Annotated in this window: 11 protein-coding genes, 1 tRNA gene and 1 pseudogene; 9 read left to right on the forward strand and 4 right to left on the reverse strand. The window is 36.7% G+C overall.

Features of this window, described 5'->3' with window-relative positions; genetic code table 11:
- Positions 1 to 159: 159 nt before the first annotated feature.
- A complete protein-coding gene (locus K322_RS0108810; RefSeq protein WP_026626561.1) occupies positions 160 to 1,209 on the reverse strand; it encodes a FecR family protein in 1,050 nt (349 codons plus the stop codon).
- A 261-nt stretch (positions 1,210 to 1,470) separates the two neighbouring features.
- Here K322_RS0108810 and K322_RS20245 point away from each other — a divergent pair, with 261 nt between their 5' ends.
- From K322_RS20245 to K322_RS21285, 9 genes are all read left to right on the forward strand, one after another.
- Positions 1,471 to 2,088: an RNA polymerase sigma factor gene (locus K322_RS20245; protein ID WP_051290717.1), complete on the forward strand. Its 618-nt coding sequence runs from the start codon at positions 1,471 to 1,473 to the stop codon at positions 2,086 to 2,088.
- Positions 2,089 to 2,216: 128 nt separating this feature from the next.
- Entirely contained in the window at positions 2,217 to 4,907 is a 2,691-nt protein-coding gene (locus K322_RS0108820) for a TonB-dependent receptor (protein ID WP_026626562.1), read from the forward strand.
- A gap of 14 nt (positions 4,908 to 4,921) precedes the next feature.
- Positions 4,922 to 6,088, forward strand: coding sequence for a glycerophosphodiester phosphodiesterase family protein (locus tag K322_RS0108825; RefSeq protein ID WP_051290718.1), 1,167 nt, complete (start codon positions 4,922 to 4,924; stop codon positions 6,086 to 6,088).
- A 303-nt stretch (positions 6,089 to 6,391) separates the two neighbouring features.
- Positions 6,392 to 6,754 carry a DUF1304 domain-containing protein gene (locus tag K322_RS0108830; RefSeq protein WP_026626564.1) on the forward strand — a complete coding sequence of 121 codons (363 nt, stop codon included), beginning with the start codon at positions 6,392 to 6,394 and terminating at the stop codon, positions 6,752 to 6,754.
- A 102-nt stretch (positions 6,755 to 6,856) separates the two neighbouring features.
- Positions 6,857 to 7,339 (forward strand): Crp/Fnr family transcriptional regulator, encoded by a 483-nt coding sequence (locus K322_RS0108835; RefSeq protein ID WP_221407002.1) that lies wholly within the window; start codon positions 6,857 to 6,859, stop codon positions 7,337 to 7,339.
- Positions 7,340 to 7,402: 63 nt separating this feature from the next.
- Positions 7,403 to 8,425 (forward strand): NAD-dependent epimerase/dehydratase family protein, encoded by a 1,023-nt coding sequence (locus tag K322_RS0108840; RefSeq protein WP_221407003.1) that lies wholly within the window; start codon positions 7,403 to 7,405, stop codon positions 8,423 to 8,425.
- Between the two features lie 171 nt (positions 8,426 to 8,596).
- The gene (locus tag K322_RS0108845; RefSeq protein ID WP_026626567.1) at positions 8,597 to 9,061 is read left to right on the forward strand and encodes a TspO/MBR family protein; all 465 of its coding nucleotides are present in this window, start codon (positions 8,597 to 8,599) and stop codon (positions 9,059 to 9,061) included.
- Between the two features lie 116 nt (positions 9,062 to 9,177).
- On the forward strand, positions 9,178 to 9,942 hold the full coding sequence (locus tag K322_RS0108850) for an SDR family NAD(P)-dependent oxidoreductase (RefSeq protein WP_026626568.1): 765 nt from the start codon (positions 9,178 to 9,180) through the stop codon (positions 9,940 to 9,942).
- A 31-nt stretch (positions 9,943 to 9,973) separates the two neighbouring features.
- Positions 9,974 to 10,882, forward strand: a complete 909-nt coding sequence (locus tag K322_RS21285; RefSeq protein WP_026626569.1) for a helix-turn-helix domain-containing protein — start codon at positions 9,974 to 9,976, stop codon at positions 10,880 to 10,882.
- Positions 10,883 to 11,132: 250 nt separating this feature from the next.
- Here K322_RS21285 and K322_RS0108860 read toward each other — a convergent pair.
- The 3 genes and pseudogenes from K322_RS0108860 to K322_RS0108875 all read right to left on the reverse strand — a co-directional run.
- Positions 11,133 to 11,207, reverse strand: a tRNA-Val gene (locus tag K322_RS0108860).
- 120 nt (positions 11,208 to 11,327) lie between these two features.
- A pseudogene (locus tag K322_RS20250) lies at positions 11,328 to 13,048 on the reverse strand (DNA polymerase III subunit gamma/tau).
- A gap of 146 nt (positions 13,049 to 13,194) precedes the next feature.
- Positions 13,195 to 13,395: hypothetical protein (locus K322_RS0108875; RefSeq protein WP_026626571.1), on the reverse strand; the 201-nt coding region annotated here is incomplete at its 5' end.

The raw sequence follows: 13,395 nt of genomic DNA on the forward strand, positions 1-13,395 counted from the left end.
TAAGTTGCTTTGTATATATTGAGTATTCATCTTGTTTTAAATTCCTGAAAAAAGGACAAGGCTTGAGCTGTTCTTCTTTTCTCAGAAAAACTGTATTTATAAAAATTTATAGACAAAAGGGGATGATGAACTACTCTATCCTTGTTGTGTTAATATGTTTTATTTGTAAATAATAACTTTTTGAGGGTTCTCAAATTTATACTTCACATCATACACTTCAGAAATATTCTGTAAAACATTTTCGATCTGTGCATCTGCCGGATAAGATGCATTGAAATGGTTTTGATTCAGGATTCCTTCTAATATAACCAAATCTACGCCATAAATCTGTCTCACCCTCAGTTTTAACTCATCTACATTAGCTTGTTTAAGAACTAGTTTATTGTGCATCCAGGCGGCGGCATCCTCCCAGTTTCCCAAAGTTTCATTATATTTTCCGGTTTCTGTATTATAAGTAATTTGCTGGTTGGCAATGAGCTTACCGATTGTTTTATTACGGCAAATCACTTCTACTTTACCCGAGCGGACTGATATTTCATTTTTCTTTATTTCTTTATAAGCTTTTATATTGAAGGAAGTGCCTTTTACTATTGTTTCTATATCTCCGGAATGAATAATAAAGGGCTTCTCAGGATTTTTTGCTACATAAAAGAAAGCTTCTCCGTCTTCAATCCATATTTCCCGTTTGTTAACATTGAATTCTTGTTCAATATATAAGATACGACTATTACGGTTTACATGTAATATGGTTCCGTCAGGCAGTGTAACCTGTTTTAGTTCATAATTGTCTGTCTGGCAAAGCAGATCTTTTGAAGTATTGCCCGTTATGGCTTTGTCTTTATGATCAGGAAATTGATTAAGCATATATATTCCTGAAAGAATCGCTATAATCAGAATTGCTGCTACTGCAGCATATTTACTGAAGAATATAAAGCGTACCTGCATTTTCTTCTTTTTATCCGGGTTTGGAATTCCAAGGGCAGCAAATACATTTTCTTTAACCTGTCGGCGTCCTTCTGCCAATAAGTCTTCGTTTCCGCTATAATACTCAGACGTATCCTCCGGATTCCAATCTTCTATTAACTTCTCATTATTCTTATCTAGTTTTCCCTGAGTAAAATGTTCGAATATATGTGAGGTTAGGAGTAGTTTCTTTAAATACTCCAGATGCGATTGCTTCTTTCTATTGTTTACGTTATGCATTTTCATTCATTTTGTGGAGAATATATCCTTTTGTCGGAATTTATATTGCTCTATAAAGATAAACGAGTCGAGTAAGGCTAAATCGGGCAACAAAACTGTTAAGTGATTGTTTCGAATTTGTAACAATGGATTATTTGTTTGTTTTACAGTGTTTTATAGGCGCGTGTTTTTCTGAAAAAATGTTTATTTATAATTTTTAATTTATTAATACTGTCGTAACATATAAGAAATACATTTACTTCCGGAATATACCAAATCATTATGACTATGTCTGATAAAGAATTGTTAGAGGCTATCGCTTTAAAAGATGAGCAAGCTTTTAATACTTTTTATGATAGGTATGAGAAACTGCTCTATAAATGGGCATATAACCGTACCGGGGATATTAATCTGACAAATGAGATCACACAGAATTTTTGGATTAAAGTGTGGTCGGAGCCAGCTTTAATAAAAACCGATGATAAGGATTCTGCCCGTAACTTCTTGTTGCATCATTATACTTATAGGATGATTGACTATTTGAAGTCTTCTTATTTTAAACTGATAGGTGGAGAAACCCGTAAAGACCTAGACGAAATAGATGCAGTTATGCCTTATACACATGTGGAAGAAGAATTTAATTTCAAAGAGGTTAATAATATAATCAACAGTATACTTGAGATGTTACCAGAGATTGATCGGGAAGTAATAACCCTTATCTGGCAAGAAGAATTGTCTATCAAAGAAATTTCCAGATATCTGAAGATAGATGAACGAACTGTCCATTATAAATCTAAAGACGGAATTTCATTTATAAAAAAGAATATAAAAAAGCTATACAATATAAAGGAGCAACAAAATAATGAAAGTAAAGATTCAAACCTGTTTAATGAAATTTCATCCTGATAATAAAACACTCTTAATACATGTGAAAATATTAGCAGAATTGTAATAGTTGAGAGATTCCTCAGTAATTGTATTTATGTTGCTTTGACAAGTATATCAAAGACATATAAATAAATTAAATACTTGTTATGAAGCTTATCAGTTTATTATTTAGCTTACTGCTAATTGTTGGCTTTAATGTAACTCTTAGTGCACAGCAGAACAGAATATCCGGAAATATAACAGACGATAAAGGCGAAGCCTTAGCCGGAGTTAGTGTTGTTGTAAAAGGTTCCCGAATCGGCACTAACAGTGATCAGCAAGGACAATTCAGTTTATCAAATGCAAAGAATCAGAATATCCTTGTATTTTCTTTATTGGGGTATATAACGAAAGAAATGGAAGTCGGTGAAAATATGCGGGTAACTTTGCAAGAAGATACCCGATTACTTAATGAAGTTGTTGTTACTACTCAAAAGAGAAGCCAGAGCAATATTGAAGTTCCGGCTGCCGTAAACGCTTTATCAGGAGAAAGTCTTACAACCTTGAATGTGCGTCAACTAGACGAACTGTCGGAATATATTCCGGGGATGCAGATGCAACTGCAAAGTCCCAATAATCCCGGCTACGTTATTAGAGGTGTAACATCGGACGATGGAGATTCACGTTCTCAACCCCGGGTTTCGGTGTTTCAGGATGGTATATCCATTTCCCGGTCGAGGGGATCTGCCGTTGAATTATTTGATCTCGAACGTATAGAGGTTGTTAAAGGACCTCAAGGAACACTTTTTGGCCGAGGAGCTGAAATTGGAGCATTACATCTGGTAAGACATAAACCTGTAAATACTTTAGGCGCAGAAGTTACTCTTGGATACGGATCGCATAAGGATAAGCTGGTTACAGGATTTGTAAATACTCCCATAGTAAAAGATAAATTATTGAACCGCTTTTCGTTCAATTATAACAATAGAGATGGTTTTATAAAGAATCTTTCAGGAGGTGATCTGAATGGAAAAAATACATGGGCAATCAGAAATTCGACACGCTTATTTGGCGGAGAAAAAACTGTTGCAGACCTTATTCTCGATTATCAGCACGATAATTATCCCGGAACATCTTTCAAGAACGGGCAATATGCTCCAACGGGCGGGAATACAGATCCGAATACAATGGCTGATCTGGAACAAGGCAGAAACTTGTATATAAAAAGAAATGTGGGAGGTGCGGGTCTGTTGATAGATCACACGATTAATTCTAATTGGAAGTTTTCATCTATATCGGGATTCCGAGCTTTCGATTCCGATGAGTCTTTTGATGCCGATGGTACTGCTGCTCCTATTCTTTGGGTCTCGGAAAAAGCTAAGGGTACACAATTGAGTCAGGAATTCCGATTCAACTATGATAATAAAGATAATTTTTCGGGTTTTATCGGGGCAAGTTATTTTTATGAAAATAATTCTCAGGAAGTACCGATGAGAATCAATGAGCAAAGTCTTTATCCTGCTTATATTTCGCCGATATTGAAGAAAATGTTGACAGAACAGTTTGCAGCAACTGGTTTTTTATCGGAAGAGCAGGTTGCGGGTATTGCAAATATGCTGTTTCCATCTATTCCTACATTAACGGATGGTAAGCCTAATTATGTAACTAATATACCTAATATCAGAACTACACTGGAGCAGGTGTTCAGTGCTCAGATGGGTATGCCTCTTAAGTTGGAGCAAATATTTGCAGCTTTGCCTGCCGAAACTCAGAAACAGCTTATCGGAACCATCGATTTATTATCGAACCATCCGATAAATGAGTACCACGAAGAGTCTTCTAAGAATACAGGAGTAAATAATGCTGCTGAGTTTTTTGCCGATGGAACATATAAAATTACACCAAAATTGGGACTCACAGGAGGCATCAGGCTGAGTTATGAAAACCAGAAAGGCTCATACCAAGCAGCAGCTTCGGCACAACCCAGTATATTTGGCCAACTGATGAATGGTTCTCCTAATTTATTGAATCCTGTTTCTGCTGGAAAAATCTCAGCATCGAAAGATTATTTTTCATATGTCGGACGTTTGGCTTTGAATTACATGTTTGATCGTAATAATATTTATGCGAGTGTATCACGCGGAAGACGTCCCGGGGTAGTTAGTATACTACCTTCAGAAACAACATATCTCCAACCTGAAATTATATGGAGCTACGAGACAGGAATAAAAGGTAATGTATTGCAGGGGAAACTTAATTATGACTTTACGATGTTTTATTATGATTGGAATCATTTTCAGACAACTTCATTAAAAACAATAGAAGGCAGTCTTACTCCCCAATATCAAGCCGATGATGCAGGTAAGGCTCATAGCTTCGGAATTGAAACCGGATTGAAATACCGTTTTTTACCTCAGTTAAGTGCATTTGCCAATTATGCGTATATTGATGGTAAATTCAATGAAAAGGATGAAGACGGAAACCCCCAGGAATATGCAGGAAATCGTTTTCGTCTGACTCCCAAGCATACATTTTCTGTAGGTATCGATGCCAATATACCGATGAAAGGAGGAAAAACTATATTCTTTCGTCCGGCATATTCTTATAAATCCAAAGTATATTTCGAAGATGATAATACCGAGTTGCTAAGCCAGAAAGGTTATGGACTGTTTAATTATACAGCCGGAATAGGATTTAAAATGAATAAAATGTATTGTGAAGTCAGTACTTATGGTAAAAATGCTTTTGATAAGAAATATATTATTGATGCCGGAAACAGTGGTAATACAATAGGTATGCCCACATTTGTAGGTGGTAGTCCCAGTCAGTACGGAGTACAGATTAAAGTAGGATTTTAAAAGACAATACAACAATGAAAAAAATATTATTATTTATCGTATTAGCTCTCTCGTGTTCGGGAATCAAAGCTCAAGTTAAAACCAATCTGCAAGATTATGCCGGACGTTATATTTTTCCTGAAGGCAGCCTCACGGAATCGGCAATTATCTCAATCGTAAACGATACAGTTTTGAACATTTCGGCCTCTATCGGCGAATGTAATCTGAGATACTCGAAACAAGATGCTTTTGACTTGCCTCAATATGGTGGTGATATTGTATTTTACCGTAATTCAGCAAATGATGTTCAGGGTTTTAAAATCTCAATACCTATGGCAGGGATAGAAAATCTAGAAGCATATAAAGAAGCAAAAGTTGTTTTTGAAACTCATGGACACAGAGGTAATAGGGGAGGACAACCCGAAAATACGATTGCAGCTATGATAAGTGCCATGGATATTGGAGTGACAACTCTAGAAATGGATTTACAGGTTTCTAAGGATAAAAAGATAGTCGTTTCTCACGATCCATATTTTAATGAAAAGATAACTACAACACCGGAGGGTAAATTCTTATCGGTTGATGATGCACACAGTAGGCTGTTATATACAATGAACTATGACAGTATCAAAAAATATGATGTGGGCTTAAAGTTCAATCCTGACTTTCCTGATCAAAAAAAGATAGCAGCTAATAAACCTTTATTATCAGATCTGCTGCAAGCCACCGAGACTCATTCAAAAGCGATTAAACGCCCAGTTCTTTATAATATTGAGATAAAGTCCGATCCGGCAGGTGATGGTATAAAACATCCGTCAGTAGAGGAATTTACAGATCTGGCGATGTCTGTAATTACTAAAGCAGGAATTAGCTCGCGGACAATTATTCAGTCATTCGATAACAGAGCTTTGCAGGTAATGCATCAAAAATATCCGGATGTAAAGTTGTCTTTATTAATTGAGGAAGATGATAAAAGGTCTGTTGAGCAAATGATAAGGGATTTAGGTTTTGTGCCGGAAGTGATAAGCCCTGCATTTGAACTTGTAACTCAGAATATGATACGATACTGTCATTCAAATAATATACAGGTGATTCCCTGGACTGTAAATAATGAAGATGATATCACACGACTTAAAGATATGGGTGTTGATGGTATTATTTCTGATTATCCTGATCGTTTAGTCAAAAGAGCTAGATCTTAAATTTAATGTATGGGGTAGGTTATTGGGCTATTTGTAAAATATGTTCGAATTTCTTGCTTCAAAGTATAGGGGGCAGTCTTTCTCTCATCTCTATTGCTGTTTTTATAAAGCTTTTATGTTATTCATGATCCATAATCTTTTCTTTTGATCAGATGGATAATACTATCTCTCCCCTGCCTCTTATGTCTATGGATTGGCAGAAACATATCTTTCAACGAATTCATAATAAAACAAGCTATTTTAATCAATCGTTTGAAAAATAAATCTTTACTTCGTATACAAATACTCTTAAATACGAAAAAGGTGGAAATATTATCTAAAATATTAATAGGACTTGTAGCTCTTGAGCATATCTATATCCTTTGGATCGAGATGTTTGCATGGACAACAAAAGGGCGTACGACATTCAAAAGCATACCGGATGAATTATTCGGGAAAACCAAAGGTCTGGCAGCTAATCAAGGGTTGTACAATGGGTTTCTTGCTGCCGGGCTTATCTGGTCACTGCTGATAGAGAATCCCTATTGGAGTCAGAATATAGGATTGTTCTTTCTTTTCTGCGTCGCTATTGCAGGAATCTATGGAGCGATTACTGCTCAAAAATCAATATTTTTCAAACAAGCTTTGCCGGCTCTGATTGCAATTGCAGTCTTATTATTGAAATGATGAAAGTCCATGCATGAACAACTGATAAAAGATATTTCAATTAAGTATAAAATACAAACACAGGATATTGAATTGTGTAAAAAGCTATTTCAACCTATTTTGATGCCTAAGAACAGAATTCTGGAAGAAGAAGGGAAAATTCCTCAACATCTATATTATATCGTATCTGGATTTATGCGCCTGTTTTATTATAATGACAACGGGGATGAGGTCACCATACATATTAACTGTCCTCATGGCTTTTTTACTTCATTTTCAGAATTTACAAACCAAATAAAAGCGTTGGTAAACGTTGAAACAATTACCGAATGTCAGTTACTTCGCATCACTAAACAGGATTATGATACTCTAATGAGAGAAAGCTCTATCTGGAAAGATTACGGAATGTATGTATTGTTAGATTCTATGTCTTATAATGAAGCGCGCTCTAAAGACTTGGCTACTTTAACAGCAGAGCAACGTTATCTTAAACTGATGAACTCTCACCCTGATATTCTTCAAAATGTACCATTACAATACATTGCGTCCTTTCTTGGTATAAAACCTGAAAGTCTCAGTCGCATAAGACGAAGTCTGATTAACTAACAAAAGTCAAGTGTAATTGATTTTTCTATTCTGAATTTTGTGCCATAATTATTAAATATAAAAATGATGACACAGAAGAATTTTGTTTTAGTCACAGGAGCAAACGGACATTTGGGTAACAACTTAGTGCGATTATTAATATCTAAAGGTTATCAGGTAAGGGCATCTGTACGTAATATAAAGAATAGAAAGCCATTTGAGGGTCTTGATTGTGAAGTAGTACAAGCGGACATAACCGATAAATCTTCAATGATTCAGGCTTTACGGGGTGTAGATACATTTTATGCTGTAGGTGCAGTTTTTAAACTATGGGCAAAAAATCCTCAAAAGGAAATCTATGATGTGAATATGGAAGGCTGCAAGGTTATGATAGAAGCAGCCGCAGAAGCAGGAGTTAAACGGATTGTTTATGTCAGTTCGATTGCCGCATTAGATTACACAAAAGGAATTCCTATCAGTGAAGGATCAGGTTATAATCCTGATCGCAGGGATATGTATTATAACTCCAAAAATGATGGCGAAAAGCTAGCGTTTGAACTGGCTAAGAAACATAATATAGAATTGGTTGCCGTATTGCCTTCTGCTATGATAGGTGGCGTTATTACAGATCGTTTGAGTAATTCGAATGAGATATTAAAAGCGATCTTGAATAATAAATTGCCTATTGAAACCAAAATAACCTTGAATTGGATAGATGTGAATGATGTAGCTGAAGGTTGTATTTTAGCAGCAACCAAAGGGCAATCGGGAGAGCGGTATATTCTGGCGAACGAAAAATGTATGACTATCACAGAGTCCATCAAACTGGCAAACGAATTATTCCCCGAACTAAGACTGAAAAAGCCTCTTCCCGTACCTAAATTTGTGTTGTTTGCGTTCGGAGCTTTATTAAGTTTGGCTGCTAAAATATCCGGTAAAGCTCCTGCAATGACGACTAAAGAGGTTAATATGTTTTACGGTCTAGTACAAGATTTTGATATTTCTAAGGCTAGAAGGGAACTTGGCTTTAATCCAAAACCATCCGGGCAGGCATTAAAATCGGCTTTATCGTATATGTGGGAAGAAAGAGAACAGCTGTTGAAATAATCATTTAATAAAAGTTGTCAACGCCTAATCTAAAATCGGTTGAGATTGTTTTATATGATAAAAAGCAAATGATTATCTATCATTTTTTCTGTATTCGAGTTTATAGAACGAGCTGTTGAGGTATCAATCGGTGATAGCCGGTACTAATCATAATAACTAATATTTATCTATATGAGAAAATTTTTAAACATATTACTTCCTGTAATTATCTGTTTTTTAGTTGGATTTACAGCCAGTTATTTTCAATCGGAATCTATACAAACATGGTATCCGACATTGAATAAACCGGAAATAACCCCGCCCAATATAGCTTTTCCAATTGCATGGAGTATAATATACCTATGTATGGGTATTTCTATTGGATTGATATTGAATTCAAAAGATCGCAATAAGAATTTTTTCATTTCATTATTTGCAGTTCAGTTGTTCCTTAATTTTACATGGAGTATTTCATTCTTCTATCTGCAAAACCCTCTTTTGGGTTTTATCAATATTATTTTGTTGGATTTGTTTGTTTTATACTATGCTCTCAAATGTTATCCGGCGCAAAAAGTGAGTGGAATCTTGTTTGTTCCTTATATACTTTGGTTGTCTTTAGCAACATATCTAAATGCTTATATCCTGATATACAATTAAAATCTATTGAAAAGAGATTAATGAATTATTTGATTTTTACCATAAGCTGATTGAATCATACAGTATCGATGGGCTATATACTAATATCTTTGTGTTGTAATTAAAACTATTGAATTATGTCACAACAATCAAAAATCGCATTAGTAACAGGCGGTAGCCGTGGACTAGGAAAAAATATGGCTATAAACATAGCCCGCAAAGGATTGGACGTAGTCCTTACCTATAACAGTAAAAAAGAAAGAGCTTTGGAAACAATAGCAGAGATAGAGCAAATCGGACAAAAAGCTATTGCTCTTGAACTCAATACTGCAGATGTAAAAAGCTTCGATTCTTTTTTCGAATTACTCAAAAAGGAACTGTCAGCCAAATTTGGTACTCAGAAAATAAACTATCTGGTAAATAATGCAGGTATCGGAATTAATACTCCTTTTGCAGAAACAACGGAAGAGGATTTCGACATTCTTTTCAACATCCATTTCAAGGGTGTTTACTTCTTTACTCAAAAAGCATTGAGCATACTCGAAGACGGAGGTGGCATCATTAATATCTCAACAGGACTGGCTCGTTTCTCTCGCCCGGGATATTCCGCTTATGCTTCAATGAAGGGAGCTATTGAGGTATTAACAAGGTATCAGGCAAAAGAACTTGGAGTCAGAGGTATTCGCTCTAATTCTGTTGCTCCTGGTGCTATTGCGACCGATTTTGGAGGAGGCATTGTCAGGGATAACGAGGATGTTAATAAAATCACCGCTGGTACAATTCCATTAGGAAGAGTCGGATTACCGGAGGATATTGGTGGAGTCGTTGCATTTTTATGTACAGATGATGCACGGTGGGTGAATGCTCAACGGATCGAAGTTTCCGGAGGTCAAAATATTTGAAAAGGTAAAGAATATTTAAGTTCGTATTATAATGGAAAAGGCGTTGTCATTAGCGGATTTTTATCGCATTAAATTAGGAATCTTACCGAGTGAAATTATCGGGAAGATAGGTCAGTTCAATGTCTTTTCTTTGGATGATTATGTACATCCGGATCACACAATCCCATATAGTCGTAAGGATTACTATAAGATAAGCCTGATATCCGGTAGTAATACAGTTCATTATGCCGATAAAACGCTGGTTGTAGAAAATAACATGCTTCTGTTTGCAAATCCACAGGTTCCCTATAACTGGGAACCTGTGAGTTTTGACAAGACAGGTGCATTTTGTGTTTTTACTGAAGACTTTTTCAAAGGATATGGCGATTTTAAAGCCTATCCGTTGTTTCAGCCTCATGGAATACCTATATTGGATCTGAATGATGAAGAGTTCAGTCAGGTATGGATAATTTATGATAAAATGTTTGCGGAGATTGCTTCCGATTATATGTATAAATACGATGTCCTTCGCAATCTGGTTATAGAACTTATTCACACCGCTTTGAAGATGCGTCCTGCTATAATACAGCCTGTAGAACATAAAGAATCTTATGCTTCTGACAGAATCTCAGCTTTATTCCTCGAACTTCTGGAGAGACAGTTTCCGATAGAATCCACAATACAAAGTATCCGCCTCCATTCTCCAAGTGATTATGCACAGCAGTTAAATATCCATGTCAATCACCTGAATAAGGTACTGAAAGAAGCCACAGGAAAAACTACAAAGCGATTGATCTCAGAGAGGATTGCCTTGGAAGCAAGAGCCTTGCTGAAGCATACCAACTGGACGATCAATGAGATCGCTTTCTGTTTAGGATTCGAGGATCCTTCACATTTTATTAAGTTCTTCAAGAAGAGTGAGCAGGCTACTCCCAATGTATTTAGAAAAAATGAAGTATGAGTTATAGTCTCTTTTTCTGAGAGATCGAATTTATTGATGCCTGGTTTTTGATAGGGGAGTATCCGGAATGATCTTTCCTGTGAGATTGCCTTTAACTGACAGTCTTGTTCACTTATTTTTCACTCAACTACTGTCTTTCTCTGACTTTTATTGACTTTGGTGAAAAAGAAAAAAGTCTGTTAATCTACTGATTAACAGACTCTATGTCTTTGCTTGGCTTTTGTTGTCTTTCGACCTTTTTGCCATTTCGTGGGCGTTGACGGATTCGAACCGCCGACCCTCTGCTTGTAAGGCAGATGCTCTGAACCAGCTGAGCTAAACGCCCGATCTTTTTTGATCTCTTTTAGAGTAGCATTTCCTCTCAAATGCGATGCAAAGATATGTCTTTTTTTTCTCTCTCCAAATATTATTGTAATTTTTTTTCAAAAAAAATACTTGAAACCCGCTACAGTAGCTCCAAACCGAATTCGTCCTTCAATTTTTTTAAGCTCTCATTTTCTTCCATCATCAGATTGAACTTCTCGAGAGAGGTAAAGCCAAGTTTCTTTTCATTATCTACAGATATACGAACTTTCATTTGGATATGGGTATTCCGCAGATTTTTTCTTAATACAGTCAATATCGTTACAGCATTATCTAATAATCGCTGCTCTTGAACCGGATTATTGACTACAACCTCAAACGCATCTCTGTTAAGCAGCGATGGCAGACAATTGATCATTGTATTCTTTAGATGATGCTCTTCGATTAAAGTTTCCGCATAAGCCTTCCATTCATTCAGCAGTTGGATAGGAGTAAAGGTTTCGGTCATATCCTCGAGAATCTTTACCTCCGTTTTCTCTACAGTCTCGGTTTTCTGGGATAATGCCGAAATGGAAATCCCTAGTCCCGATATTGAAGGTTTTTTCACTGCGGGTTTGACTCTTTCCTGCGGTTGAGTGTTTGACGCAGCTGCGGATGATACAGGTGCAGCAGAATGAGTTTTTACAGCCTGATTCGTTGTCTGATTCTCTTGAGGTTTAGAGAAAATAGGTTCAATTACGGCTTTTTTTTTTCGTCCACAATTTGTGGATTAGCCGAACACTGGCACAAGCGTATCAGCATCAATTCTATCAACAGCTTTTTATTCTTGCTGTTTCTGTAGTTGAGGTCGCATTCATTGACCAGCTCTATGGCTTTGTAAAGGAATTCATTGGTACACCGCTGCGATGTGGAAACATACCGTTCACGGATGGATGCTCCGACTTCAAACAATTCGGCTGTACGGGGATCTCTGCAAACGAGCAGATCCCGAAAGTGGGAAGCAATACCTGTAACAATATTATGCCCGTCAAAACCTTTATTCAGAATATCATTCAATATAAGCAGAGAGTCAAAAACATTGCCTGCCAAGATTGTATCGGTCAGCTTGAAATAATACTCATAATCGAGGACATTCAGATTTTCGATTACGGCTTTGTATGTTACATTACCTCCTGTAAAACTGACTACCTGATCGAAGATAGACAATGCATCACGCATACCTCCGTCGGCTTTCTGAGCCAGAACATTCAGTGCTTCAGGCTCGGCGGTTACGCCTTCCTGAGATGCAACGTATTGAAGATGATCCACCGTATCGGCTATGCTGATACGGCTGAAGTCATAAATCTGGCAACGAGATAATATGGTTGGCAGTATTTTATGCTTTTCGGTTGTGGCGAGAATAAATATAGCATGATGAGGAGGTTCTTCCAATGTTTTAAGGAAGGCATTAAAGGCTGCCGATGACAGCATATGCACCTCATCTATAATATATACCTTGTATTTGCCGATTTGTGGGGGAATACGTACCTGATCGATCAAAGCACGGATGTCGTCCACCGAGTTATTCGACGCGGCATCTAGTTCATGGATATTAAAAGACCGTTGTTCGTTGAATGCAACACACGATTCGCATGAGTTGCAGGCCTCGCCATCTTCAGTCGGGGACATGCAGTTGATGGTTTTGGCAAAAATACGGGCACAGGTTGTTTTTCCTACACCGCGGGGACCGCAGAACAGATAAGCATGAGCCAGCTTATTAGATGCGATAGCGTTTTTGAGTGTAGTTGTCAGAGAACGTTGTCCGACTACCGAACGAAATGTCGACGGGCGGTATTTACGTGCTGAGACTATATAATTATCCATGAATACAATATTTTTTTCTTTTACAAATTTACATTTTTTTTCTGAGAGTCTGTTTAAATTTTATTATTAAGCTTTTTATAAATCCGGTAGGCTTTGATAATTAGAATTTTAAATAAAAAAGGTTACAAAAGTGACAATAAAATGAGTTATGAGACTTCATTTTCGCAGGTCTGCTGTTCCGCTGCTTTTTGTTCTGCTGATTCCCGCAGCCACTTTTGATACTTTCTCTCTCTTTCCTCTTCCCATAATTGGTCTTCCAGCTCTTGCTGTAAAATACGTTCTTCTTCCTTCAGTTGCAAAAGAATTTTTTTCTCTTTATTGTTGATGTCGCTTTCTTTGGATATCGC

Source organism: Indolivaga capnocytophagoides DSM 22835 (assembly GCF_000426485.1).
In the GTDB taxonomy this organism is placed as follows: Bacteria; Bacteroidota; Bacteroidia; order Bacteroidales; family Dysgonomonadaceae; genus Dysgonomonas_A; species Dysgonomonas_A capnocytophagoides.